28 protein-coding genes are annotated in these 26,425 nt (G+C 33.9%); 19 read left to right on the forward strand and 9 right to left on the reverse strand.

Annotated elements, in window-relative coordinates:
* Window positions 1-10 precede the first annotated feature (10 nt).
* Together nusB and ISP71_01660 are read right to left on the reverse strand one after the other, a co-directional pair.
* Window positions 11-946: a transcription antitermination factor NusB gene (gene nusB, locus ISP71_01655; protein MBL6662782.1), complete on the reverse strand. Its 936-nt coding sequence runs from the start codon at window positions 944-946 to the stop codon at window positions 11-13.
* Between the two features lie 17 nt (window positions 947-963).
* On the reverse strand, window positions 964-2,052 hold the full coding sequence (locus ISP71_01660) for a Glu/Leu/Phe/Val dehydrogenase (GenBank protein ID MBL6662783.1): 1,089 nt from the start codon (window positions 2,050-2,052) through the stop codon (window positions 964-966).
* Between the two features lie 135 nt (window positions 2,053-2,187).
* On the opposite strand from ISP71_01660, the gene ISP71_01665 reads away from it, so the two are divergent.
* Window positions 2,188-3,945, forward strand: a complete 1,758-nt coding sequence (locus ISP71_01665) for an ABC transporter ATP-binding protein (protein MBL6662784.1) — start codon at window positions 2,188-2,190, stop codon at window positions 3,943-3,945.
* Window positions 3,946-4,004: 59 nt separating this feature from the next.
* Window positions 4,005-4,337: a PUR family DNA/RNA-binding protein gene (locus ISP71_01670; GenBank protein ID MBL6662785.1), complete on the forward strand. Its 333-nt coding sequence runs from the start codon at window positions 4,005-4,007 to the stop codon at window positions 4,335-4,337.
* A 3-nt stretch (window positions 4,338-4,340) separates the two neighbouring features.
* Here the strand turns inward: ISP71_01670 and ISP71_01675 are convergent, their stop codons facing one another.
* Entirely contained in the window at window positions 4,341-4,763 is a 423-nt protein-coding gene (locus tag ISP71_01675) for a DoxX family protein (GenBank protein MBL6662786.1), read from the reverse strand.
* 195 nt (window positions 4,764-4,958) lie between these two features.
* Here ISP71_01675 and ISP71_01680 point away from each other — a divergent pair, with 195 nt between their 5' ends.
* The 12 genes from ISP71_01680 to ISP71_01735 all read left to right on the forward strand — a co-directional run bounded on the left by ISP71_01680 (window position 4,959) and on the right by ISP71_01735 (window position 14,858).
* Complete coding sequence (locus tag ISP71_01680) at window positions 4,959-5,741, forward strand: ParA family protein (GenBank protein MBL6662787.1); 783 nt, start codon at window positions 4,959-4,961, stop codon at window positions 5,739-5,741.
* Between the two features lies 1 nt (window position 5,742).
* Complete coding sequence (locus ISP71_01685; protein ID MBL6662788.1) at window positions 5,743-6,642, forward strand: ParB/RepB/Spo0J family partition protein; 900 nt, start codon at window positions 5,743-5,745, stop codon at window positions 6,640-6,642.
* Window positions 6,643-7,155 (forward strand): hypothetical protein, encoded by a 513-nt coding sequence (locus tag ISP71_01690; protein MBL6662789.1) that lies wholly within the window; start codon window positions 6,643-6,645, stop codon window positions 7,153-7,155.
* Between the two features lie 10 nt (window positions 7,156-7,165).
* Window positions 7,166-7,828 (forward strand): 4-hydroxy-tetrahydrodipicolinate reductase, encoded by a 663-nt coding sequence (locus ISP71_01695; protein ID MBL6662790.1) that lies wholly within the window; start codon window positions 7,166-7,168, stop codon window positions 7,826-7,828.
* A 155-nt stretch (window positions 7,829-7,983) separates the two neighbouring features.
* The gene (gene lepB, locus ISP71_01700) at window positions 7,984-9,108 is read left to right on the forward strand and encodes a signal peptidase I (GenBank protein ID MBL6662791.1); all 1,125 of its coding nucleotides are present in this window, start codon (window positions 7,984-7,986) and stop codon (window positions 9,106-9,108) included.
* Entirely contained in the window at window positions 9,095-9,703 is a 609-nt protein-coding gene (locus tag ISP71_01705) for a WbqC family protein (protein ID MBL6662792.1), read from the forward strand. Before lepB ends, ISP71_01705 begins: the two co-directional genes overlap by 14 nt.
* Before the next feature lie 17 nt (window positions 9,704-9,720).
* Window positions 9,721-11,349, forward strand: a complete 1,629-nt coding sequence (locus ISP71_01710) for an acyl-CoA carboxylase subunit beta (protein ID MBL6662793.1) — start codon at window positions 9,721-9,723, stop codon at window positions 11,347-11,349.
* A gap of 75 nt (window positions 11,350-11,424) precedes the next feature.
* Window positions 11,425-13,368 (forward strand): threonine--tRNA ligase, encoded by a 1,944-nt coding sequence (gene thrS / locus ISP71_01715; GenBank protein ID MBL6662794.1) that lies wholly within the window; start codon window positions 11,425-11,427, stop codon window positions 13,366-13,368.
* 24 nt (window positions 13,369-13,392) lie between these two features.
* On the forward strand, window positions 13,393-13,944 hold the full coding sequence (locus ISP71_01720) for a translation initiation factor IF-3 (protein ID MBL6662795.1): 552 nt from the start codon (window positions 13,393-13,395) through the stop codon (window positions 13,942-13,944).
* 22 nt (window positions 13,945-13,966) lie between these two features.
* Complete coding sequence (gene rpmI / locus ISP71_01725; GenBank protein MBL6662796.1) at window positions 13,967-14,161, forward strand: 50S ribosomal protein L35; 195 nt, start codon at window positions 13,967-13,969, stop codon at window positions 14,159-14,161.
* Window positions 14,162-14,233: 72 nt separating this feature from the next.
* Entirely contained in the window at window positions 14,234-14,581 is a 348-nt protein-coding gene (gene rplT / locus ISP71_01730; GenBank protein ID MBL6662797.1) for a 50S ribosomal protein L20, read from the forward strand.
* A gap of 85 nt (window positions 14,582-14,666) precedes the next feature.
* The gene (locus ISP71_01735; GenBank protein MBL6662798.1) at window positions 14,667-14,858 is read left to right on the forward strand and encodes a cold shock domain-containing protein; all 192 of its coding nucleotides are present in this window, start codon (window positions 14,667-14,669) and stop codon (window positions 14,856-14,858) included.
* A gap of 48 nt (window positions 14,859-14,906) precedes the next feature.
* On the opposite strand, the gene ISP71_01740 is transcribed toward ISP71_01735, so the two are convergent.
* From ISP71_01740 to ISP71_01760, 5 genes are all read right to left on the reverse strand, one after another.
* Window positions 14,907-15,887 carry a tetratricopeptide repeat protein gene (locus ISP71_01740; protein MBL6662799.1) on the reverse strand — a complete coding sequence of 327 codons (981 nt, stop codon included), beginning with the start codon at window positions 15,885-15,887 and terminating at the stop codon, window positions 14,907-14,909.
* Between the two features lie 19 nt (window positions 15,888-15,906).
* Window positions 15,907-16,905: a recombinase RecA gene (gene recA / locus ISP71_01745; protein MBL6662800.1), complete on the reverse strand. Its 999-nt coding sequence runs from the start codon at window positions 16,903-16,905 to the stop codon at window positions 15,907-15,909.
* A 6-nt stretch (window positions 16,906-16,911) separates the two neighbouring features.
* On the reverse strand, window positions 16,912-17,373 hold the full coding sequence (bcp, locus tag ISP71_01750) for a thioredoxin-dependent thiol peroxidase (GenBank protein ID MBL6662801.1): 462 nt from the start codon (window positions 17,371-17,373) through the stop codon (window positions 16,912-16,914).
* Window positions 17,374-17,451: 78 nt separating this feature from the next.
* Window positions 17,452-18,090 carry an endonuclease III gene (gene nth, locus ISP71_01755; protein ID MBL6662802.1) on the reverse strand — a complete coding sequence of 213 codons (639 nt, stop codon included), beginning with the start codon at window positions 18,088-18,090 and terminating at the stop codon, window positions 17,452-17,454.
* 400 nt (window positions 18,091-18,490) lie between these two features.
* Window positions 18,491-19,087 (reverse strand): sigma-70 family RNA polymerase sigma factor, encoded by a 597-nt coding sequence (locus tag ISP71_01760; protein MBL6662803.1) that lies wholly within the window; start codon window positions 19,085-19,087, stop codon window positions 18,491-18,493.
* A gap of 245 nt (window positions 19,088-19,332) precedes the next feature.
* Between ISP71_01760 and uvrA the strand changes: the two genes are divergently transcribed.
* A complete protein-coding gene (gene uvrA, locus ISP71_01765; GenBank protein MBL6662804.1) occupies window positions 19,333-22,080 on the forward strand; it encodes an excinuclease ABC subunit UvrA in 2,748 nt (915 codons plus the stop codon).
* Here uvrA and ruvX read toward each other — a convergent pair.
* Window positions 22,057-22,470, reverse strand: coding sequence for a Holliday junction resolvase RuvX (gene ruvX, locus ISP71_01770; GenBank protein MBL6662805.1), 414 nt, complete (start codon window positions 22,468-22,470; stop codon window positions 22,057-22,059). The two genes, uvrA and ruvX, sit on opposite strands and share 24 nt — an antisense overlap.
* A 36-nt stretch (window positions 22,471-22,506) precedes the next feature.
* Between ruvX and ISP71_01775 the strand changes: the two genes are divergently transcribed.
* The 4 genes from ISP71_01775 to ISP71_01790 are packed head-to-tail and all read left to right on the forward strand — an operon-like array spanning window position 22,507 to window position 26,425.
* Entirely contained in the window at window positions 22,507-23,325 is an 819-nt protein-coding gene (locus tag ISP71_01775; protein ID MBL6662806.1) for a 2,3,4,5-tetrahydropyridine-2,6-dicarboxylate N-succinyltransferase, read from the forward strand.
* Window positions 23,325-24,446, forward strand: coding sequence for a glycosyltransferase family 4 protein (locus ISP71_01780; GenBank protein ID MBL6662807.1), 1,122 nt, complete (start codon window positions 23,325-23,327; stop codon window positions 24,444-24,446). The genes ISP71_01775 and ISP71_01780 overlap by 1 nt, the downstream gene beginning before the upstream one ends.
* Window positions 24,446-25,006 carry a threonylcarbamoyl-AMP synthase gene (locus ISP71_01785; GenBank protein ID MBL6662808.1) on the forward strand — a complete coding sequence of 187 codons (561 nt, stop codon included), beginning with the start codon at window positions 24,446-24,448 and terminating at the stop codon, window positions 25,004-25,006. Before ISP71_01780 ends, ISP71_01785 begins: the two co-directional genes overlap by 1 nt.
* Window positions 25,007-26,425, forward strand: coding sequence for an HD domain-containing protein (locus ISP71_01790; GenBank protein ID MBL6662809.1), 1,419 nt, complete (start codon window positions 25,007-25,009; stop codon window positions 26,423-26,425).

The following is a 26,425-nucleotide window of genomic DNA, read 5'->3' on the forward strand; positions in this document are numbered from 1 at the left end:
AAAATAGTAATTATTCGATTAAGCCTCTACCCATTTTTTTAATGGCTCCTTCTTTCTTAAGCTCAATTAATAAACTGTCCAAAATGCCATTAACAAAATTCTTACTATTTGGTGTGCTATAATATTTTGCAAGTTCAATATATTCGTTGATAGTAACTTTTACGGGTACACTAGGCATTTTCAATAGTTCAGATAGTGCCATTTGCATTAAGATTAAATCCATTTGCGCAACCCTTTCCAAATCCCAGTTTTTAGTTTTTGAAGAAATTAATTCTGAAAATTCATCAGAGTGAACTATGGAATGACGTAACAAATTAACCGCAAAGTCTTTTTCATCAGTATCCTTAAAAAGCTCAAACAATTCTATTGTATCATTATCAGATTCCTTAATTGTTTTTATAACCATACTACAAATGAAAGGAAAGTCATCTTCCCAAAAGATATCTTGCTCACTTAAAAAGTCTTGAAAGACTTCCATCTCTATTAATTCTTTGCTAAATAGCTTGACGATAAACTTTTTGTCCGAATCAAAGTCAACAGACTCCTCACTCATGTATGAAGTATACAATTCGGACTCTACCATTTTAAAATAAATGGCTTTTATCATATTTTGCTCATCAGCAAAAGATAATTTAGCGTGTCCTGCTTTATTAATTAAATCAGAATCATCTCTCAGTTTTTGTAAAAACAAATTGTTGATAAACTTCGTATTTGGATTTAAATCGTTATCAGATGGTAATTGTTTTTTTTTGGAGTCTTCTGAATAATTTTCAGCAAAGTCTCTTACCTCTAAAATATACATTAGTAAAAGGAGATATAACTCTTCTACTTTATTTAAAGATTTTAAAAATTGCTTTTCAAGAGCTGCAATTTCTACCCCATTTGATTTATTCCAAGAATAAACAAATTGTAAAACACGTATTCTTAAGTGACGTCGATTTAGCATAAATTTCTGTTAATTCTCTAGTTTTTAGCTTGTGCTATACGTTCCATAGCCAATTTTAGAGCTGCCTGATGTGTAGTTATATTTTCTTCTTCAGATTTAGAAAAAATTTCTAACGTAGTATCATAAATTTTACGTGTCTGAGCAATTGCTTTTTCTCTATCATATCCATTAATCTCAGAATAAACATTTATCAATCCACCTGCATTAATTAAAAAATCTGGAGCATATAAAATTCCTTTTTCTTGAAGCAAATTAGCGTGTTTAACTTCATCTTGAAGCTGGTTGTTAGCAGCTCCGGCTATAATTTCACATTTAAATTGTTCTATGGTGACATCATTGATTGTGGCACCTAAAGCACAAGGAGAGTAAATATCTACATCTAAATCAAAAATCGAATTATCTTCAATAGTTTGACAATTATAAAGCTCCGAAACTCGTTTTAAATTTGCTTTATTAATATCATTGATAAGGACATCAGCACCTTCTTCAGTAAGATGTTTCACAAGATTTTCACCAACATGACCTACGCCTTGTACTAGAATTTTTTTTGCGTTTAAATCATCTGAACCCCATTTGTGTTTGGCAGAAGCTTTCATTCCCATGTAAACGCCAAATGCTGTTACTGGCGAGGGATCTCCTCCTCCTCCCATCTCAACTGGTATGCCCGTAACAAAATCTGTTTCTTTTTTAACATGAACCATATCTATAGCACTCATACCAACATCTTCAGCAGTAATATACTTACCGCCTAAGCTGTTTACATATTCACCAAATTTACGCATCAAAGCTTCTGTTTTTTGCGTAGATGAATCGCCAATAATAACGGCTTTTCCCCCACCTAAAGATAGACCTGTGATAGCAGCTTTAAATGTCATGCCTCTAGAAAGTCTTAACACATCAATAATGGCATCATTATCGCAATCATAATTCCACATTCTAGTTCCTCCTAAAGCTGGGCCAAGTGTAGTATCGTGAATTGCAATAATTGCTTTTAGCCCTGTTTCTTTGTCATTACAAAACACCAATTGCTCATGATTCATTTGAGTCATCATCTCAATGACTTGAAAATCTTTAACAGAATCGTTGACATTCTTTACTTCCAACATAGCGTTATATTTTGATTAAATTAAACAGAAAGTTAATTAACTTTGTCACACTTTAATTACTATTCAAAAAAGGTAAATTTTGCGCTGTCAAAGCTACAATTTTATTTGTGCATTTAGATTAACAAGTTCAATTTTATGAAAGAGCTTAATTATCTATTCAAATTTTATAAAAAATACCGATGGCGTTTTGCTCTTGGCACATTTTTCGTAGTGACATCTAATATTTTTGCTTTGTATCCAGCAATATATACTAGAAAAGCATTTGACGCTGCCAAAGAAGCCATAGAATCTTCACAAAATAGCAATTACGATTTTTCAGATTTAACCTCAACCTTACTATATTTTGGAATGATGTTAATTCTATTTGCGTTATTGAAAGGGGTTTTTATGTTTTTTATGAGACAAACTATCATTGTTATGTCTCGATTAATTGAATTCGATATAAAAAATGAAATATTCAAACATTATCAGAAATTAGACAGAGCTTTTTATAAAAGAAATAACACGGGTGACATGATGGCTCGAATAAGTGAAGATGTTACTAAAGTAAGAATGTTTTTAGGTCCAGCTACAATGTATCCCATCAATATGATATCGCTGTTCATTTTTGTAATGTATAATATGTTTAGCATCAATATTAAGCTGAGTTTATTTGTTCTTGCGCCACTTCCAATAATGTCTATTACTATATTTTTCATTAGTAAAGTCATACATGCCAAGAGTGAAAAAGTACAAAGCCAACTGTCTACTCTATCGACACTCACTCAAGAGTCTTTTTCTGGAATCAGGATTTTGAAATCCTTCGTTAACGAAAGAACTAACTTTAGTATTTTCAAATCTGAAACTAACGAATACCTCAAACGTAATGTGTCCTTAGCTAAAACTAATGCCGCTTTCTTTCCCTTTATGCTTTTATTGATAGGCTTAAGCACTTTACTTACTATATACGTTGGAGGAAAAGAATCTATAGCAGGTAATATTACAACTGGAAACATCGCCGAATTCATTATATATGTCAATATGTTAACATGGCCTATGGCATCTATCGGCTGGGTTACCTCCATTATACAAAGAGCAGCAGCTTCCCAAAAAAGAATTAATGAATTTCTTAATACAGAGGCAGAAATTAATTCAGAAGACGGAAATGTACATAATATTGACGGTAAGATAACTTTTAAAAATATAAGCTTTGAATATCCAGACAGTGGAGTAAAAGCATTAGATAATATTTCGTTTAACATCGAAAAGGGGCAATCTGTTGCAATAGTCGGAAGGACAGGTTCAGGAAAATCAACAATTGTCAACCTCATTAGCCGCATGTATATGCCTACCTCTGGAAAAATTGAGATAGATGACCTTCCAATAGAAGAAATCAACTTAGCTAGTCTTCGCTCAGGAATAAGCTTAGTACCTCAGGAAGCTTTATTGTTTTCAGACACCATATCCAATAATATTGCCTTTGGTTCAAAAGAAGAACTAACACAAGAAGATTTAGAATTGGTTGCCAAAAAAGCAGCTATACACGATAATATCAAAAACTTCCCAAAAGGTTATCAAACTATGGTTGGAGAAAGAGGTGTTACACTATCTGGCGGACAAAAACAGCGCATCTCAATTGCTAGAGCATTAGTTAGACCTTCTAGCATACTTATTTTCGACGATTGCTTGTCAGCAGTAGATAATGAAACTGAAGAAAAAATACTCTCGTCTCTAAAAAAAGAAGGTCTAGAAAAAACAAGTATTACTATAAGCCACAGAATGTCATCAATACAACATACCGACAAAATAATAGTTCTTGATAACGGCAAAATTGCTGAAATGGGAACACATTCTGAGCTTTTCGAAAAAGGCGGGATTTATCACGAAATGTACCAGCAACAACTTTCAAATTAGAATTAAATTTGTGTTTTGCATTAAATTTCATAGATTTGAGAGATAAATCATGAAAAATTATGGAAGACTACAAAGACCAAGAAGAAATTTTTTCAAATATAGTAAGAGCAGGTAAAAGAACTTACTTTTTTGATGTAAGAGCTACTAGAGCAAACGATTACTACCTAACTATTACTGAAAGTAAAAAAATATTTAATGACGATGGTAGTCACTATTTTAAAAAGCATAAAATATTTCTTTACAAAGAAGATTTTGAGAAATTCAAAGACGCTCTCTCCGAAAGTATAGACTACATCTTCAAGAACAAAGGACAAGAAATTATTTCAGCTTCAAAAAACGAATCTGATGAAGGTGATTCGAGTTTTACCGATGTTAATTTTGAAGATATCTAAAACCTAAATTGTATATCCAAACACAAGTAAGGTAAGGATAGTAAGAATAAAGTAACTAACTAAAGATTGTGCTCCGACGTAATCTTTAGCTACTCTTTGTCCCAAGAACAACATTATCAATGCCACAGAAGCCAAAATAGTACCGTAAAACGCTAAAGTTATACTACCATCATAAAGTAAAAAAACAACCCCAACAAGATTTAATATACCTGATAAAAGCTCAACAACGGTTATCGTAAAAAATAAAACTGGCACAAAGTTTTTAAATGGTGAATTAGCAAAATGAGAGCTCAACCACTCCAAATTTCCTTTTTTGTCCACTACCTTATCAATGCCAGATTGTAAAAACAAAATTGCTAAAAAGGATACGGCTAATATCTGAACAATTAAAAACACTGTTTCTGTAGAATTTATGAGTAATGACATTATTAAAATAATTTAAATTATAGCTATTAACATTTTGCGCTAAATGTTAAAAAAAACACCTTTTTTTCTTCTTAGGCACTCAATTAATTAGGTTATTTTTGAATCGTAAATATAGTTAAATATGCTCGTTTAAACGAGTTTATCTGACCAACCCTTAAAATCAAATTAATTTACACTACAAATAAAACTAACAAAATGAATAAAATTATTGTAATCGCTAATCAAAAAGGTGGAGTTGGCAAAACAACTACTGCAATCAATCTAGCAGCATGCCTTGGCGTACTTGAAAAAAAAGTCCTACTTGTAGATGCAGACCCTCAAGCAAACTCAACATCAGGTGTTGGCTACGACCCAAGAGAAATTAAAGCAGGACTATACGAATGCTTAATTGATGATCTTAGTCCAAAAGATGCAATCGTTAAAACTGAAAGCCCAAATTTGGATTTACTACCTGCTCACATTGATTTAGTTGGTGCTGAACTCGAACTCGTCAATCAACAAAATAGAGAGTTTATTCTTAAAGGCATCTTAGAGCAAGTTAAATCTAGTTATGACTACATTATCATTGACTGCGCCCCTTCTTTAGGTATAGTGACTACAAATGCCTTAACCGCAGCAAACTCCATTATAATACCTATTCAATGCGAATATTTTGCTCTTGAAGGACTTGGCAAATTACTCAATACAATTAAAATTGTTCAAAATCGTTTGAACAAAGAGCTCGATATTGAAGGTCTTTTACTAACTATGTATGATACGAGATTAAGACTTTCAAACCAGGTGGTTGAAGAAGTAAAAACACATTTTCAAGAAATGGTCTTCGATACTATCATACAGAGAAATGTAAGACTAAGTGAAGCACCTAGCTTTGGACAAACTATCATTATGCATGATGCTAATAGTAAAGGTGCTATCAATTACTTAAATCTAGCAAAAGAGCTCTTGGAAAAGAATGAAACAGCACTTCAAAATCAATAAAATGGCAGAAAAAAAACGTGCACTAGGAAAAGGTCTATCCGCATTACTTAAGAATCCAGACACAGACATCACAACCAATGAAAGTATTGATGACACCAATCAAGTTGTTGGTTCGGTTTCTGAAATTAAAATAGAGCAAATTGAAGTCAATCCTTTTCAGCCTAGAACAGATTTTGACCAAGATGCTTTACAAGAATTAGCAATTTCCATCAAAGAATTAGGCATAATTCAGCCCTTAACCGTTAGAAAATTGGGTTACGATAAATTCCAATTAATTTCTGGTGAAAGAAGATTTAGAGCTTCACAGTTAGCGGGATTGAAGACAGTTCCTGTATATGTTAGGATTGCCAACGATCAAGCCATGTTGGAAATGGCATTGGTAGAGAATATCCAAAGAGAACAACTTAACCCCGTTGAAATTGCTTTAAGCTATCAAAGGCTAATAGACGAATGCAAACTTACTCAAGAAAAAATGAGCGAAAGAGTAGGTAAAAAACGATCTACCATTACGAATTACCTCAGACTTTTAAAACTCCCTGCTGAAATCTTGGCTGCTTTGAGAGATGAAAGTATTAGTATGGGACACGCAAGAGCATTGGTAAACGTCAAAAATCAAGACACTCAAATCAATATTTTTAGAGATGCCCTAAACAACGGTTTCACAGTTAGAGAAATAGAACAAATCGTTAAAGACTTTGGAGATAGCTCATACACTAAAACATCTAGAAATAGAAGCAAAACATTACCCAGCTTTGAGCATCAAAAATTGGCTAATGATATCAGCAATAAATTCGGAAAAGATGTCAAATTAAAAGTATCAACAAGTGGAAAAGGAAAAATAGAAATACCTTTCAACTCAAATGACGATTTACACCAAATTATATCTCAACTAGGTTTATAATTGAAAAATATAATATTATATACACTTCTATTTTTTTCATTTGTTGGTTTTGGACAATCAACGGAGGGTAAGAATGAGAAATCAGCTCATAAAGCCTCTATCCTTTCTGCTGTTATTCCTGGTGCAGGGCAAGTTTACAATAAAAAATATTGGAAAGTTCCCATTATTTATGCTTCCTTAACTACAAGTATTTATTTCATTTATGACAATCATAATAAACTAAAGACCTATCAAGATGCATACATTAGTCGTTCAAACGGAGGTGCTGACGAATACATTGACGTATATAACGATAGCCAACTCTTGACTATTGTTGATTATTATGAAAGAAATAGAGATGTATCCTATATTATTACTGCTGCTATTTATTTACTAAATATAGTAGATGCCAGTGTAGACGCTCATCTTTTCGATTTCGATATTAGCGAAGATTTAAGCCTAGAAACAAGTCCTCAGATTATTAACACCCCTAATGGTAAGACTCCCATTTTATCATTAAAAATGAATTTTTAACTTTGACCGTATGAATATTGCACTTATTGGTTATGGTAAAATGGGACAATTAATAGAGCAAATTGCTCTAGAAAAGGGACACTCTATATCTGTAATTGTCAATAGTAGTAATCCAATAGAAAATCAGGATTTTTCAAGCACCGATGTAGCTATAGATTTCAGCACTCCTAATAGTGCATACCACAATATCAAATATGTATTGGCTCAAAGAATACCTGTCGTTTCAGGAACAACAGCTTGGTTAGAAAATCTTGACGATGTAAAGCAACTAGCTCAAGAAAAAGCAACAGGATTTCTATATGCCTCAAACTTTAGCATTGGAGTAAATCTTTTTTTTGAATTGAATAAAAAGCTATCTCAACTGATGCAAAATCAGTCTGAATACAAAGCATCAATCAAAGAAATTCACCATACTGAAAAATTGGATATGCCTAGTGGTACAGCCCTAAGTTTACAGTCACAAATACCCAACACCATAGACATAAAAAGCGAAAGAACTGAAAATGTTCCTGGTACTCACATTGTCAACTATGATTCAGAAATAGATAGTATATCCATCACACACCAAGCTCATAACAGAATGGGATTTGCTCAAGGAGCACTCATTGCAGCAGAATGGATAATAGATAAAAAAGGTTGCTTTTCAATGAGTGACATTCTTAAAATCAATTAAAAATGAAAAAATTAAAACAACTCTTAGGTAAGTCTTTCAAAGTAGTAATGTTCATTGCATTTACCATTATTTGGTCCCTTTTGGTATATCTTATTGATGGCGAATGGCTGTACTTTTTCCCATTAATAGTTGGCGATGTGTTATTTTGGGAAACCATAAATTGGCAATTTTGGAAGAAAAAAGAAAAGAAAAAGAAGAAGCCAAAAAGTGAAATCAAAAGTTGGTTTAATGCTATTCTTTTTGCCGTCATAGCAGCTACAATTCTTAGAACCTTCCTAATTGAAGCCTACACTATACCAACATCATCGATGGAAAAATCACTTTTGATAGGAGACTTTCTATTTGTGAGTAAAGTAAGTTATGGTCCAAGAGTGCCTAACACTCCAATATCGTTTCCACTCGTTCATCATACCCTACCGCTTACAAAAAGTACGCCTGCCTATCTAAAATGGATACAGCTGGACTACCACCGAATGAAAGGATTTGGTCAAATAGAAAGAAACGACTGTGTAGTATTTAATTATCCTACCGATGATTTGCTATATCCTGAAAGACCAGTAGATAAAAAAGAGAACTACATCAAACGATGTGTTGGCTTACCTGGAGATGTTATTGAAATAAAAAACAGTGACTTGTATGTCAATGGTGAGCCACAAACACAAACTGAAAAAATGAAAAATCAGTTTAGGTATTATATCAAAACTGACGGCACTCTTTTTAGTCAAAAGACACTCAACAAATACAATATATATGAAGGACAGATACTTTCTAGAAAGGGTGATTACGAGCTCATACTGAACGAAAACAGCTTGGAAGCTATAAAACGCTTTACATACGTCAAAAAAGTAGAAAAGATAGTTGCTGAAAAAGGAATGAAATTAAATTCATCAGAGTTGATTTTTCCAGAAGACAAATTCAATTGGAACCTAGATAATTTTGGACCCCTTACTATTCCTGCCAAAGGCGTAACCGTCAGTATTGACACACAAAATATTGAAACATACAGAAGGGTTATAGAAATCTATGAAAAGAACACTCTTGAAATAATTGAAAATAATATTTACATAAACGGCAACTTAAGTAATAGCTATACTTTCCAGATGGACTATTATTGGATGATGGGAGATAACAGGCACAACTCCTTAGACTCTAGATACTGGGGATTTGTTCCAGAAGATCACGTAGTAGGTAAAGCCCTTTTCATTTGGATGAGTTGGGATAAGAATAAAAAAGGAATTAATAAAATCCGATGGAATAGGTTATTCAATGCAGTCCATTAAACCAATACTTCTACCCTGTCCCTATTTTGGTTCTATTGAGTATTTCTCAAACCTAATTTCAAATGAATACTTAATAGAAGTCAATGATTATTTCATCAAACAGAGTCTAAGAACACGATGCAAAATATATGGTGCTAATGGACCATTAACACTAACCGTACCTAAGGTTAGAAAAAACAGTTCAAAAACACTATTCAAAGACATTAAAATAAATTACGACTACCACTGGCAAAAGGAACATTGGGAAAGTTTAACAAGTGCCTATCGTTCTTCTCCATTTTTTGAATATTTCGAAGATGAACTTCAGACCTTATTTCAAAAAAAACATACTTACTTAAAAGACCTTAATTTAGAAATGATGACCTTCGTTTGCTCTAAAATTGGAATTTCAACAGCATTCAATTTAAGTGAATCTTACATTGACAATTCTTATTATGTGGACAAGAGATTGCATAACTTTGACCACATTCAACCTCCGAGATACATGCAAGTTTTTGAAAATAAATTCGGCTTTATTTCTAATCTCAGTATATTAGACCTACTTTTTAACGAGGGGAATAACAGTAAGTCTTACCTAGAATCTATTAACCGCTGAAAAATTATTAATGTCTTATGGATTTAGAATTTAATAAAAACGAAGATAAAATGAGACTTTTGATTTCAGAAATGACTCAAAAGTTCAATAAAGTTTCGCTTGGTGGTGGTAAGTCCAAAATAAAAAAACAACACGAACAAGGGAAACTAACCGCTAGAGAAAGGATAAAATTCCTTCTTGATGACGACAGTGAATCCATAGAAATTGGAGCTTTTGTGGGCGATGGTATGTATGAAGAATATGGCGGCTGCCCCTCAGGAGGAGTGGTTATTGTTATCGGCTATGTCAGTAAAAAACAATGCATTGTAGTTGCCAATGACGCCACAGTAAAAGCGGGTGCGTGGTTTCCAATCACTGCCAAGAAAAATTTACGTGCTCAAGAGATTGCCATGGAAAATAAGTTACCCATAATTTACTTGGTAGATAGTGCAGGTGTCTTCTTACCGTTACAAGATGAAATATTTCCTGACAAAGAACACTTTGGTAGAATATTTAGAAATAATGCAAAGATGTCATCAATGGGTATCACACAAATATCTGCAGTAATGGGCTCTTGCGTAGCAGGTGGAGCTTATCTTCCCATTATGAGTGATGAAGCATTGATAGTCAACAAAACAGGAACTATTTTTCTGGCTGGAAGCTACCTTGTAAAAGCTGCCATAGGAGAAGATATTGACAATGAAACACTAGGTGGCGCACAAACACATTGTGAAATTTCTGGCGTTACGGATTACAAGTCAGAAAGCGATAAAGATTGTCTTAAAACTATACAAAACATCTTCAGTAAAATTGGAGACTTTGAAAAAGCTGGTTTTAACAGAATTGAAACTGTAGAGCCTAAAAAAGATAAAAATGAAATCATTGGCATCTTACCTCCCAACAGAGATAAGCCCTACAACACTATAGAAGTTATTGAACGTCTAGTTGATAATTCTGATTTTGAAGAATACAAAAAAGGATATGGAGAAACAATAGTTTGTGGATATGCTAGAATTGATGGCTGGGCAGTGGGCATTATTGCCAACCAAAGAAAACTTGTTAAAAGTAAAAAAGGTGAAATGCAATTTGGTGGTGTCATCTACTCCGATTCTGCAGATAAATCAACCCGATTCATTGCCAATTGCAATCAAAAGAAAATACCACTAGTCTTTTTACAAGATGTAACTGGCTTTATGGTTGGCTCTCGTTCAGAACACTCTGGCATCATAAAAGATGGCGCTAAAATGGTCAATGCCATGAGTAATTCTGTTGTTCCAAAATTCACCATTATTATAGGCAATTCTTATGGAGCAGGAAATTACGCCATGTGTGGCAAGGCCTTTGATCCTAGATTAATCGTAGCATGGCCGAGCGCAAAAATGGCCGTTATGGGAGGCGAACAAGCGGCAAAAGTATTGTTGCAAATAGAAAAATCATCGCTCAACAAACAAGGGCAAAAAATCGATAAGAAGAAAGAAGAAGAATTACTTAAGTCAATTACAAATCGATACGACCAACAGACCTCACCCTACTATGCCGCGTCAAGACTTTGGGTTGATGCTATCATAGACCCAAGAGATACGAGAAAAGTTATATCAATGGGAATTGAAGCGGCAAATAACTCTCCAATTACCGAAACTTACAACCCAGGAGTTATTCAAGTTTAAAATATACCAATCACTCAGAAAATATATTCATTTGATTATATTTGCAGATTCTAGATTAGAGCATAGAATAATTTTATGATACAAATTACACTTCCAGACGGAGCGACAAGACAGGTTGAAAAAGGTACTACAGGCATGGATATTGCTAAAAGTATCAGTGAAGGACTAGCGAGAAATGTTCTTGCTTGCCAGATAGATGATGAAGTTTGGGATGCTAATCGTCCAATTGAAAAAGATTGTGAATTTAAACTACTCACTTGGAACGATGACCTAGGAAAACAAACTATGTGGCACTCTTCTGCACACTTGATGGCAGAAGCTCTTGAAGCACTTTACCCAGGTATTAAACTAGCTATTGGACCAGCAATTGAAAACGGTTTCTATTACGATATTGATTTTGGCAAACATTCTATTTCATCTGATGATTTTAGCAAAATTGAGGCTAAAATGGCTGAATTGGCAAGGCAGAAAAACGAATACGTCAGAAAAGAAATATCTAAACAAGATGCTATCTCTTACTTCCAAGAAAAAGATGATGAGTATAAGCTCGAACTTTTAGAAGATTTAGAAGACGGCAATATTACTTTTTACACTCAAGGTAATTTTACCGATTTATGTAGAGGACCACACATTCCAAACACCTCATTTATAAAGTCCACAAAACTATTAAATATTGCAGGAGCCTATTGGAGAGGTGATGAAAACAACAAACAGCTCACAAGAATTTATGGTATTAGCTTCCCTAAGCAAAAAGAATTATCAGCATATCTTGAGCTTTTGGAACAAGCTAAACAAAGGGACCACAGAAAGCTTGGAAAAGAATTGGAATTATTTTCCTTTTCTCAAAAAGTTGGACAAGGACTCCCCTTATGGCTGCCTAAAGGCGCTGCTCTTAGAGAACGGTTAGAAAACTTCCTTAAAAAAGCACAAAAATCTGCAGGTTATGACCAGGTTATTACGCCACATATAGGCAGTAAAGAACTTTACGTTTGTTCAGGCCACTACGCCAAATATGGTGCCGATTCTTTTCAACCCATTAACACTCCTGCTGAAGGCGAAGAGTTTTTATTAAAACCCATGAACTGCCCTCACCATTGTGAGATATACAAAACCAAACCTCGTTCATACAAAGACTTACCTATAAGATTTGCAGAATTTGGAACAGTATATCGTTATGAGCAATCGGGTGAACTGCATGGATTGTCAAGAGTAAGAGGCTTTACTCAAGATGATGCTCATATTTTTTGCACTCCTGAGCAAGTCAAGGAAGAATTTATAAAAGTTATAGACCTAGTCCTTTATATTTTCAAGACACTAAGCTTTGAACAATTTACAGCTCAAATATCATTAAGAGATGTCAATCAACCTGAAAAATACATAGGCTCAACAGAAAATTGGGAAAAAGCCGAAAAAGCCATTTTAGAAGCTACTGAAGAAAAAGGTATTGATACAGTTATCGAATATGGAGAAGCTGCATTTTATGGTCCAAAGCTAGACTTCATGGTTAAAGATGCTTTAGGAAGAAAATGGCAATTAGGAACAATACAAGTTGATTATAATCTACCTGAACGTTTTGAATTAGAATACATGGGGTCTGACAACCAAACTCACCGACCTGTAATGATTCATAGAGCACCCTTCGGCTCGATGGAAAGGTTTGTGTCCGTATTACTAGAACATTGCGCAGGTAATTTCCCTCTTTGGCTTACTCCAAATCAAGTTATGATTTTGCCGATAAGTGAAAAATATCACGATTACGCAGAAAATATTTTAAATCTGCTAAATAATTCCGATATTCGCGCCCTCGTTGACGAAAGAGCTGAAAAAGCCGGTCGCAAGATAAGAGATGCTGAAATGAGCAAATCACCATTCATGTTAATTGTTGGTGAAAAGGAAAAAGAAAATCATACAGTATCTATCAGAAGGCACGGTGGCGAAGATTTGGGAAGTATGAAAATTGAACAATTCATCAACATCATCAACGAAGAAATTGATACTTTGATAAGTAACTTTAAGTAGAATAACTAACAAAAACAGAATACAATCGCTTTAAGAAAAAGAAATAACAACTTAAGAAGAAAAACTGAAGCAGAACATAGAATTAACAAATTTATCACTGCTCCTGAGGTCAGATTAGTAGGCGAAGGCATAGAATCTGGAATTTTTCCTATATCAAAAGCATTGAATATAGCCGATGAGATGGGTTTAGATTTAGTTGAAATTTCTCCTAAAGCAGATCCACCTGTTTGTAAAATTATTGACTACAAGAAGTTTTTGTACGATCAAAAGAAAAAGCAAAAAATAATAAAAGCAAACGCATCGAAAACTGTAATTAAAGAAATTCGTTTCGGTCCTAATACAGAAGAACATGACCTTGCTTTTAAAACAAAACATGCATTAAAGTTCCTAGAAGAAGGCTCAAAAGTGAAAGCTTTTGTATTTTTTAGAGGACGAAGCATAGTCTTCAAAGAAAAAGGAGAAATTTTATTATTAAAATTTGCTCAAGCTTTAGAAGATTATGGAGTTGTAGAACAAATGCCAAAATTAGAAGGTAAGCGAATGACAATGTTCATCGCTCCTAAAAAGAAGAAGTAAAACCAAATTAAACGGATTTATCATGCCAAAAATGAAAACAAAATCTAGTGCTAAAAAGCGATTTAAGCTTACTGGTACTGGTAAAATCAAGAGAAAGCATGCTTTTAAAAGTCACATCTTAACTAAGAAAGAGACTAAACAAAAGCGTAACTTAACTCAAACTGGATTAGTACATGAGTCTGATGTTAAAAACATCAAACAACAATTGTGTCTATAATTAACAATTATTAACCAAGTATTTAGCTCAAAAGTTCTCAATGAGGCGCTAACTACTAAAAACTATTAAATTATGCCAAGATCGGTAAATGCTGTCGCAGCAAAGGCTAGAAGAAAGAAGGTTTTAAAAGCCGCAAAAGGTTACTTCGGCCGTAGAAAAAATGTCCATACAGTTGCAAAAAATGCAGTTGATAAAGCAATGCAGTATGCATACATTGGACGTAAACAAAAGAAAAGAAACTTCCGCTCACTATGGATTCAAAGAATTAACGCTGGTGTTAGAGAACACGATATGAGTTATTCTACATTTATGGGAGGTTTATCTAAAAAAGGTATTGCTTTGAACAGAAAAGTTCTTGCAGACCTTGCCATGAATCACCCAGAAGCTTTTAAAGCAATAGTGGACAAGGTTAAAAGCTAAATTTAACTTTTATAAATAATTAAAAAAGGTAAATCGTCTATGGTTTACCTTTTTTGTTACCTTTGCCGAAATAAATAAATTAATTATGAATACTGGAACAGTAAAGTTTTTTAATGATACCAAAGGTTATGGATTCATTAAAGAAGACGAAACAGATAAAGAGTACTTTGTACACGTATCTGGACTAGTCGATGAAATTAGTGAAAATGACAAAGTTACATTTGACTTAGAAGAAGGTCGTAAAGGACTAAACGCTACAAATGTGAAATTAGCATAAATAAACTAAGACTAACAAAAGAAAAAGGCTCCTTATAGGAGCCTTTTTTTATGGTAAAGACTGAAGTTCATCTTTAGCCTCTTTAAATTCAGGACTCAATTCCAAAACCATTTCGAAATCATTTCTAGCCAAGTCATTATTACCAACAAACTTATAAGCTAACCCTCTTGAAAAGAAAGCAGAAGCATAAGTTCTATTTTGAGAAATTACAAACGAAAAATACTGAATTGCAGATTCATAACTTCCCTCTACTAATGAAATATACCCCAAATTATAATTGGCATCTTTATTTAACGAATCTCGTCTAAGCATGCCATAATAAGATTGCTTAGCATTATAAAAATCACCTTGATTTTGGCAGTACATACCCAAATTATACCAAGAACTTAATAGGCTAGAATCGGCTATAAGTGCATTTTTAAAATAGTATTTAGCAAGGCTATCTCCTTTAAAAGAATAGATAAAAGCTAACTGCTCATAGGATTCAACATAATTAGGGTTTTGCTCAACAGCAGTCTGAAATTGAGATTGTGCCATTTCAAGGTCTCCCATATCCTTGTAGTTCAAGCCTTTAAAAAAGTAAGCCTCTGCATCAAAAGGGTACGAAGGTAAATATGTATTTATATCTTTCAACGACTGTGAATAATTCTGAAGAACGTAATACAGCTTTGCCCTTAACAGTAACATGGGCGGAAATACGGTGTAGTTATCGGAAATTAAAGCTAAACTCTTTGAAATGTAAATAGGGTTTGATGGATAGAGCTCAAAATACAAATCGGCTAAGTCGTAACGATAATTTAGGTTCGAAGTGTCTATTGCAAAGAGTTGTTGTTGGTCAATAATAGCTTTTTCAAGCTCACCACTCTCAATAAAACGATTTCTCCTTTCTATCAACAATGCCGTATCATTGGGCTGCTCCAATAATGCCAAACTTAAGTCAGTAATTGAAGTTGGCTCGTTAGAAGGTGTATTTCTTTCTGAACAAGAAAAAAGAAAAATTACTGAAAAAAATATGAGCAGCCTAAACATATCAGCAATTAGCTAATACTTAGTTATTGATATGCTCTTTAATCTTTTCTTCAAGCTGATCAGACAACTCTGGATTGTCTTCCAAGACAAGTTTAACTGCATCTCTACCCTGACCTAGCTTATCGTCATTATAGCTAAACCAAGAGCCACTTTTCTGAACGATATCTAAATCTACAGCCTTATCCAATATTTCACCAGATTTTGAAATTCCTTTACCGTACATGATGTCAAACTCGACTAATTTGAATGGAGGAGCTACTTTATTTTTAACCACTTTAACTCGTGTTTTATTTCCAATAGCACCATCAGCATCTTTTATAGCAGTACTTTTTCTTACATCTAAACGGATAGAAGCATAGAACTTTAAAGCGTTACCACCAGTAGTAGTTTCTGGATTACCAAACATTACACCGATTTTCTCTCGCAGTTGATTGATAAAAATACACGTACATCCTGTTTTGCTGATTGTTCCCGTTAATTTTCTTAAAGCTTTAGACATCAATCTAGCGTGAAGACCTACGGAAGTATCTCCCATTTCCCCTTCAATTTCACTTTTAGGAGTAAGAGCTGCCACAGAATCAACAACTAGAATATCAATTGCTCCTGAACGAATTAGGTTGTCAGCTATTTCTAACGCTTGTTCACCATTATCTGGTTGAGAGATTAGCAAATCATCAATATTAACGCCCAAACTAGCTGCATAAGTTTGGTCAAAAGCATGTTCTGCATCTATAAATGCTGCAATACCACCTTGACGTTGAGCTTCTGCAATAGCGTGTATAGCTAATGTGGTTTTACCTGAAGATTCAGGTCCATAAATTTCAATGACTCTACCTCGAGGATAACCCCCTATTCCAAGAGCGATATCCAAACCTAATGAACCTGTAGGTATTGCGTCTATATTTTCGACTGGCTTATCGCCTAAGCGCATTACAGTACCTTTTCCGTAAGACTTTTCCATCTTATCAAGAGTAAGTTGTAGGGCTTTTAATTTTGCTTCTTTTTGTTTATCACTCATAGCTGTTTACTTATATGTTTCTAAAATTTGTGCTGTATGTTCTTTAGTCTTTACCTTAGTAAAGATGCGCTCAATATGTCCATTTTCGTCAATAACAAAGGTTGTTCTATGAATACCTTCATACTCCTTCCCCATAAATTTTTTAGGCCCCCAAACATCATAAGCCTTAATGACTTCTTTTTTTGTATCAGAAAGCAAATGAAAAGGTAATTCATTCTTGGCAATAAACTTTTGATGTGAAGAACTATCATCGGCACTCACTCCAAGAACATCATATCCTAAATCTAAAAGTTCGGAATAATTATCTCTCAGGTTACAACTTTCAGCAGTACAACCAGGAGTGCTATCCTTAGGATAAAAATACAGGATTAACTTCTTGCCTTTGTAAGTGTCTAAAGTTAACAGCCTATCATCTTGATTAAGGACGCTAAAATTTGGAGCTTTATCACCTTCTTTTAAACTAGTCATTTTTGAATTTTTAAGCTTAACAAAAGAGCAAAAAAAACTCAGAAATAGCAAAATAATAAGACTGCATTTATTAACAAATTATCTATTTTTTTGAAAAAAATCACATATTTCTGTGATACCGCATTCTTGACATTTAGGTTTTCTAGCAAGACATACATAACGGCCATGAAGAATAAGCCAATGATGAGCAATATTAAGTTTGTCTTTAGGAAAATATTTTACCAATTGCTTTTCGGTTTGCAATGGGTTTTTGGCATTCTTACTAAGCCCTATTCGCTCTGACACTCTAAACACATGGGTATCTACTGGCATAGTTGGAATATCATATAAAACAGAAGCTACTACATTAGCTGTTTTTCTACCCACACCAGGTAATAATTGTAGGCTATCAACAGAATCAGGCACCTTACCATCAAAATCATGAATCAGCATATTAGCCATCTTGTGCAAATGCTTTGATTTATTGTTTGGATAACTTATTGATCGGATATAATGAAAAATCTCATCTGGCGAAGACAACGCCATAAGCTCAGCGTTAGGAAAAGCAGAAAATAAAGTAGGAGTTACCATATTAACACGTTTATCTGTGCATTGCGCAGAAAGAATAACCGCTACCAATAACTCAAATCCATTGTTGTATTGCAGTTCTGTTTCGGCTACAGGCATATGTTTGTCGAAGTAATGAACAAATAATTCAAAGCGTTGTTTTCTATTCATACCCAAAGGTAAAAAAAAAGCCCTTCTTAATTTCTTAAGAAGGGCTGGATAAAGTATGTTATTAACTAATTCAAAACCAAATTAATTCTGTCAATATATTTAGATGGCTTTGATGAAAATCCTCTTGCATAAGACTTAATTTTTGCAAGACTAAAATTAGATGGTGTCAACAATAATGGTTCAGAATCAAATAGGTTCATTGATGATTTTAATTCATTATAAGCGTCGTATAAATTCGAATCATTAACTAATGCTTCTTTTAATAAAATCGACTCTTCTGAGGTCATCTCGTTGTACAAAAATCTAATTAAATCATTCTGAGTAAAGGTTTTATACATATGGTAGTTTTTAAAATTATACTACCACAACGCAAGACCTTTTCTAAATATTGCACAATCAATTAATTAATTATTAAATCAACATTATTCTCTTCTAATAACTTACGAATATTTATTAGTGCATAACGCATTCTTCCTAGAGCTGTATTTATACTAACACCTGTCTTTTCAGCAATTTCTTTAAAGCTTAAATCTTCATAGTGTCGCATAATAAGAACTTCCTTCTGTTCATTTGGCAATTCAGCAATAATACGACGTAATAGTTGGGTTTGTTCATCTTCCATCATATCGTACTCTTTAGATTGATTACCATTCCCAATAACATCAAAAATGTCAAAGTTCTCTAAACTTTTAGATTGTGCTACCTTAGGCATCCTTTTGTTTTGTCTAAAGTAATCGATAACAAGATTGTGAGATATACGCATTAACCAAGGTAAAAACTTACCCTCTTCGTTATACTTACCACTATTTAGTGATTTAATGACTTTGAAAAAAGCATCTTGAAAAATATCTTCAGCAAGTTGGAGGTTTCTTACTTTAGAATTGATAAAAGCCAAAACTCTAGACTGATGTCTATTGACTAACTCGTCAAGAGCAAGTGGGTTACCTTTAATGTAAGATGAAACTAAATCTTTATCGGAGACTTTGTGTAATAACATATCTAACAATTTTAAATTAATACTAATTAAAAAGTAGATATGTATCTATAGGCAAATGATTAAAATTACACTTTGAAAAACCAATTCGTTTGGTCTTTTCTTGCTTCAAATATAAATGACTTTTTGTAAAATTCCAAATGATAAAACCGTAAATTTGCAAACTTCGAAAGAAACAAAAACTAATAACGCCTTTAATTCAAGTGCAAAAAGACAATCAAAAATACATCACTATATCGGGAGCAAGAATGCACAATCTCAAAAATATTGATGTATCCATTCCTAAAAGAAAGCTTATTGTTATTACTGGTGTTTCAGGCTCAGGAAAATCTTCACTAGCTTTCGATACTTTATTTGCAGAAGGACAAAGAAGGTATATCGAAAGTCTATCATCCTATGCTAGACAGTTCCTTGGAAAACTACAAAAACCAGATGTCGATAAAATTACTGGCATATCTCCTGCTATTGCCATTGAACAAAAGGTAAATACCCAAAACCCAAGATCTACAGTTGGCACATCTACAGAAATCTATGACTATTTAAAACTATTATTTGCTAGAATAGGAAAAACTATCTCTCCTATTTCTGAAAAAGAAGTCAAAAAACATCAAGTAAGCGATGTAGTAGATTACGTAAGTCAACAAGAGCTTAATGATAAAATTTTAGTCTTATTCAAACTTAATCTTTCTAACAGTTCAATAGAAGACAGCTTGAAGAAATTAGGCTTAAAAGGATTTTCTAGAATAAAAGTAGATTCTGAAATTATACGATTGGATAGTATTACGAACTACTCAGAAATAGATGCGTCTAAGACTGTTTATGTAGTCATTGACAGACTTGTTGTAAATCTAGATAACGATAATTTAAATCGATTAGCTGATAGTGTTCAAATCGCTTTTTTTGAAGGTAACGGAGAGTGTGCCATTGAGGTTGTTGGTAAAAAAATTAAAGAATTTTCTAATCGTTTTGAGTTAGACGGCATTTCTTTTGAAACCCCATCAGAACATTTATTTAGCTTTAACAACCCCTATGGCGCTTGTAAAATGTGTGAAGGTTTTGGCTCTGTTTTGGGTATTGATGAAGACAAAGTCATTCCTAATAAATCAATTTCTATATACGAAGGTGCTATCAATTGTTGGAATGGTGAAAAACTTAGCCGCTGGAAAGAACGCTTCATACTTAATGCTGCTAAATATGACTTCCCCATTCATCGCCCCTACAACGAACTCCAAGATGATGAAAAAAAGATTGTCTGGAATGGTGCTAAGGGTCTTAAAGGTATCCGTCAATTCTTTCAATTGTTAGAAAAAGAAAATTATAAAGTTCAAAACCGTGTGCTAATTGCTAGATACAGAGGTAAAAATACTTGTCCTGAGTGCAATGGAACTAGACTAAGAAAAGAAGCTTTATATGTACAAGTAGGTAAGAAAACTATCAATGACATTGTTCATTTACCTATTAGTCAATTACTTAATGTAATAAGCTCAATCAAGCTATCAGACACAGAAATGGTAATAGCAGAACGTCTTATAAAAGAAATTAAAAATAGAGTGCAATTTTTAGATAATGTGGGGCTAGGCTATTTAACATTAAACCGTCTATCTTCTACCCTTTCAGGCGGAGAATCGCAACGTATTAACTTAGCTACTTCATTGGCTAGTAGTTTAGTAGGATCCTTGTATATCCTTGATGAACCTAGCATAGGGTTACATTCAAAGGACACTCAGAAATTAATTAGCATTTTACATTCGCTAAAGGAATTGGGAAATACTGTTGTAGTGGTCGAGCACGATGAAGAAATAATGATGGCAGCAGATGAAATTATAGACATCGGTCCGCTGGCAGGTAAAAATGGTGGAAACGTTATTTACCAAGGAAAACTCAATGACATAGGCAATCATTCCGAAAGTCTTACCGCCAAATACTTAACTAATACTGAACGCATCGAAGTCCCTACTCATCGTAGAAAGGTAAATTATTCAGTATCCATCAATGGAGCAAGAGAAAACAACCTAAAAAATATTTCGGCAACATTTCCTCTAGAGTGCTTGACGGTAGTTTCAGGTGTAAGTGGCTCAGGTAAAAGTTCATTAGTCAAACAAATATTATTCCCTGCTATTCAAAAAAGCATTCAAGGCTATACCTCTAAAATTGGAGCTCATGATAGTGTAGATGGTGATTTGAAACGCATTCAACATATTGAATTTATCAACCAAAACCCCATAGGTCGCTCATCTAGATCTAACCCAGTAACCTACCTCAAAGCTTATGATGAAATAAGAAATTTGTTTGCAAGGCAAGAACTATCTAAAACAAGAGGCTATAAAAGCGGACATTTTTCGTTTAATGTCTCTGGTGGAAGATGTGAAGTTTGTGAAGGAGAAGGTGAAATTACTATTGAAATGCAGTTTATGGCAGACGTGCACTTAGAGTGCGAAAGTTGTAAAGGACAACGTTTTAAAAACGAAACTTTAGACATTAAATTTGCTGACAAAAATATTTCAGAAATTCTTAAAATGACTATTGACGAAGCCATTAGCTTTTTTGAGGAAAATGATAACTCGAAGATTGTCTCTAAACTGTTACCTCTACAACAAGTCGGTCTAGGCTACATTCAATTGGGGCAATCATCAAATACACTCAGTGGCGGTGAAGCTCAACGAATAAAACTTGCTTTCTTTTTAAGCAAAGGACATAAATCAGAAAAAACTATGTTCATTTTTGATGAACCTACAACTGGCCTACACTTTCACGATATCAAAAAACTTCTGAATTCCTTTAACGCTCTGATTGAAAATGGTCATACTATCATTTGTGTAGAACACAATTCGGACGTTATAAAATGTGCAGATTGGCTCATTGACTTAGGACCTGAAGGCGGAGAAAATGGTGGGGATTTATTGTTTCAAGGGATACCAGAAGACTTAATTAAAAACAAAGCATCTTATACCGCTCATTTTTTGAAAGAGAAATTACTTTCTTGTGTCCAAAAATGATTGAAGAATAAGCGTTGCACTTATTTTATCAATCAAAGCCTTATCCCTTCTTTTTTGTTGTTTTAGACCAGCATCTATCATCGTTTGAAAAGCTATTTTAGAAGTAAAACGCTCGTCAACTCTTTCTATTCTAACCTTTGGAAAAGCTTCCTTTAATCGTAAGACAAAAGGCTCAATAAACCGAGCACTTTCAGACGGCGTATTATCTAAGTTTTTAGCTAAGCCTACCACAAAGCATTCTACGTCTTCTTTGGATAAATAATCTTTTAAAAAAGACATCACTTCCTTAGAATTTAGAGTGGTTAAGGCAGAAGCAATGATTTGTTCATTATCGGTTACTGCAATACCAACTCTTTTTTGACCATAGTCTATTGCTAACAATCTTGACATAGTGCAAAAATAAAGCATTTAACTATCTTTGCTCTTATGATTGAACAACAAAAATTAATAATCGAACAAGCTTGGGATAATCGTGAACTTTTAAACGATAGCAAAACTCAAGAAAGTATTCGTTACGTCATCGAAGAATTAGACAAAGGACGTCTTCGTGTTTCAGAGCCTGTTGAAGGAAAATGGATAGTCCATGAATGGATTAAGAAAGCAGTAATATTATATTTCCCCATTCAAAAAATGGAAACCTTGGAGGCTGGACCTATGGAATTTCATGACAAGATGAAATTAAAAAGCAATTATGCTGATTTAGGTGTTCGTGTTGTTCCTCATGCTGTAGCTAGATATGGTGCTTTTTTAGCTAAGGGAGTTATTATGATGCCTTCCTATGTAAATATTGGTGCCTATGTAGATAGCGGCACTATGGTAGACACTTGGGCTACCGTAGGCTCTTGTGCTCAGATAGGTAAGAATGTTCACCTTAGTGGTGGTGTTGGTATCGGTGGGGTTTTAGAACCCTTACAAGCCTCACCAGTTATAATAGAAGATAGCGCATTCATTGGCTCACGATGCATTGTTGTTGAAGGGGTTAAAGTAGAAAAAGAAGCCGTTTTAGGAGCAAATGTTGTTTTGACCGCCTCTACAAAAATCATTGATGTTACTGGAGAGCAACCCATAGAATATAAAGGCATAGTACCTGAAAGATCTGTTGTTATTCCTGGAACATATCCCAAAGCATTTCAGGCAGGTGAATATGGTGTCCCTTGTGCCTTAATCATTGGAAAACGCAAAGAAAGTACCGATAAAAAAACCTCTCTCAACGATGCTTTGAGAGAATACAAGGTAGCCGTATAATGAAAGTAGGTTTTGACGCTAAAAGAGCCTTTTTCAACAACACTGGATTAGGCAATTACTCTAGAGATACTATTCGTATTCTCGGACAATATTTTAGCAATAACGAGTACCACCTTTACACTCCAAAAGAAATAAAGAACGAGCGTTTATCATTTTTAGAAGATAAAAAACAGTACTACACCCATTCGCCAAAAGCTTGGTTTGATAGAATGTTCAGTTCTGTATGGCGTACCATAAAATTAAAAAACGATTTAGTCAAAGATGGCATTAGCCACTTTCACGGACTAAGCCACGAATTGCCCTATGGCATACAAAATACCAACATTAAAACAGTAGTCAGCATTCACGACTTAATAGCTATTCGTTGCCCTCAGTACTTTAAAAAAGCGGACCGTATTTCCTATGTCAAAAAAAGTCAATACGCCTGTCAAATTGCTGATAAAATCATTGCCGTAAGTCAGCAAACTAAAGAAGATATAATTCGTTTTTTTAACATTGAAGAAGATAAGATTGAGGTTATTTACCAAGGTTGCAATAAAGTCTTTCAAGAAGAACAAAATGCAGATTTTAAAGCCAGTGTTAGCACAAAACATCAACTACCAAAAAAATACCTTTTGTATGTAGGCACTATTGAAGAACGTAAAAACCTATACAATCTTCTTAGGTGCTTAAAAGAATTACCAGACCACCAACTTGTAGTTATTGGCAATGGCAAAGCATACAAAAACAAATGCCTAGATTTTATTAATGAAAATAAAATGAACGATAGGATTAAGATATTAAGCGATTTATCATTAAAAGAAATGGCGGCTATATATCAGCAGGCCGATATAATGATTTACCCCTCATTTTTTGAGGGTTTTGGCATACCTATTTTAGAATCTCTTTTTTGTGGTGTTCCCGTCATTACCTCACAAGGCGGTTGTTTTGCTGAGCCAGGCGGAAAATACAGCTCTTACATTAACCCCAACGATATTAAGCAAATGAAAAGTGAAATATTAGATATAAGCACTAACATTTCTAGAAGAGAGAAAATGATAGAAGAAGGAAAAAAACACGCTCAAAACTTTACCGATGATAAAATTGCAGAGCGACTTATGAATTTATATCAAAACATTTGATGAAAGAAGATATTCAAAACTGCCTTAACACTTTGAGAGAAGGAGGTATTATTTTATACCCAACAGACACCGTTTGGGGAATAGGTTGCGATGCTAGTAATCCACAAGCCATTCAAAAAATATATGATTTGAAAGGGCGTACTTCCTCAAAAGCCTTAATTACACTTGTTGGTTCGGAAGTGATGCTGGAAAGAACAGTCATAAATATGCCTGAAATTGCTTGGGATTTAATAGAGTCAGCAAACAGACCACTAACTCTAATTTATGATCAGGTAAAAGGTATTGCCCCCAACGCCATTGCAGAAGACGGCTCGTGCGGAATACGTTTAGCAAAAGATACTTTTTGCCAACAATTAATTCAAAGATTGGGTAAGCCTATCATCTCTACTTCGGCTAATGTTAGCGGTGAAGAAACGCCCAAAGATTTTAGGTCTATTAGCGATACCATTTTGAAGGGCGTAGATTTCGTAGTAAATTACCGACAAAATGAAGCAATCAGTCAAAAATCTTCTAATATCATCAAATTAAAAAAAAACGGAGAGATTAAAATCATTAGATAAGTGAACCTTAAACAACACATACAACACCCTATCTTTTCTATAGTTTCTCAAGCAGCTGATGAACTAGCTTATGAAACCTATGTCATAGGTGGTTTTGTAAGAGATGCTATTCTTGATCGTACTCAACCTACCGATATTGATTTTGTATGTGTTGGTAGTGGGATTAAATTGGCCAATAAGGTCAGTGAATTAGTCGGAAATGATACTAAAGTGCAAGTATTTAAAAACTTTGGTACAGCTATGCTCCGATATCAAGATTTAGAACTTGAATTTGTAGGAGCTAGAAAAGAGTCCTATCGTTCTGATTCGAGAAAACCTATTGTAGAAGATGGTACATTAGAAGATGACCAAAATAGACGAGACTTCACCATTAACGCTTTAGCAATTAGACTAAATAAAGAACATTTTGGAGAACTTATAGACCCTTTTGATGGACTAAAAGACTTAGAGAATAAAATCATTAGAACACCATTAGAATCAAATATAACCTATTCTGATGACCCTTTAAGAATGATGAGAGCTATTCGCTTTGCTACTCAATTGAATTTTAACATTGAAGAATCTTCTTTACAAGCTATCAAAGATAATGCTAATAGACTAGAAATAATTTCTCAAGAACGCATTACTGAAGAACTAAATAAAATAATACTTTCATCAAAACCTTCTATAGGCTTTAAATTGTTATTCAACACCGAACTACTCCATCAATTCTTTCCTAAAATGGTTGAATTACAAGGAGTAGAAATTATTGACAATAAAGGGCATAAAGACAATTTTTATCATACCCTTCAGGTACTAGACAATATCTGTGAAAATAGTGATAATTTGTGGCTTAGATGGGCTGCTATTTTACACGATATTGCTAAGCCAGACACCAAGAAATTTGAAGAAAAACAAGGCTGGACTTTTCATGGACACGAATTTTTAGGCTCAAAGATGGTGCCAAAAATTTTCAAACAATTAAAATTGCCTTTGAATGAAAAGATGAAATACGTTAAAAAGTTAGTACGACTACATCTAAGACCCATCGTATTGGCACAAGAAATAGTTACAGACTCAGCAGTAAGACGATTATTATTTGATGCCGGTGAAGATATAGATGACTTAATGACCTTATGTGATGCCGATATCACTTCCAAAAACCCTGAAAAAGTAAAGCGTTACCTAAATAATTTTCAACTTGTCAGGCAAAAGATTAAGGACGTTGAAGAACGTGACCAGATAAGAAATATGCAACCCCCTATTAGTGGTGAAGAAATAATCGATATTTTTGATATTAAACCAAGTAAAGAAATTGGCATATTAAAAAATGCAATTAAAGATGCTATATTAGATGGCATCATTGCGAATGAAAAAAAGGAAGCCTATCAATTCTTAATTAAAAAAGCTGAAGAAATTGGGCTTAAACCAAAAAGATAA

This window comes from Flavobacteriales bacterium, from assembly GCA_016779995.1.
Classification (GTDB): domain Bacteria; phylum Bacteroidota; class Bacteroidia; order Flavobacteriales; family UBA7312; genus UBA8444.